A 605-nucleotide genomic window follows, 5' to 3' on the forward strand; every position below is an offset into this window, starting at 1 on the left:
CAGGTAAAGCGGATAACTTTTCGCTGATGCCGGCACCATATAGGCCAACGACTCAGACACCTGCTGGCCAGTCCATTGCTCAGGCTGGTAATCTCTGCATAACGTTGAGGCGGTATTGACAATCAGAAATCCCAGAAACAACCGTTCCAGCGGTTTTTTGCCGGGAAACGCAGCAGACAGCGCTGGGCTGTCTAGCATGATAAGTTCACTTTTTTGCATGATGTTCTCCTGTAAATAAAAAAGACGGAGAACACCCTGCCCGACGGGAAGCATGTTCCCCGTCCGGGTGACTGGCATCGTGCCAGGGTAGATTAAAGAACCTTCATCATCTCTATAAAGACGATATCTGCTTCCAAAGGTGGGCAGATGTACCACACAGTGTGTACTCCCTTTCAGGCTACGGGAGTGTTGTTGTCGCTGCCCGAAGGCGATCCTTACAAGCGACCGGATCATCGATAAGTCTTACCACGCTAATGAACGGAAATCATAAGGTCAATGCGTAATTCATTTTCCGAGACAAAAAATAATGTCAGAAGCGCGATAGCGTTATTTGAATTGATTAGAATGCAATCTACCCGTTCCAATTTTATGGTGTGACCAAATCA

Annotated in this window: 1 pseudogene; it reads right to left on the reverse strand. The window is 47.3% G+C overall.

The features are described 5' to 3' along the window. Positions 1-453, reverse strand: a pseudogene (locus AAC854_RS22930) (hypothetical protein); the annotation flags it as partial. Positions 454-605 lie beyond the last annotated feature (152 nt).

Origin of the sequence: Xenorhabdus entomophaga, assembly GCF_037996725.1 — a bacterium.
GTDB lineage: Bacteria > Pseudomonadota > Gammaproteobacteria > Enterobacterales > Enterobacteriaceae > Xenorhabdus > Xenorhabdus khoisanae.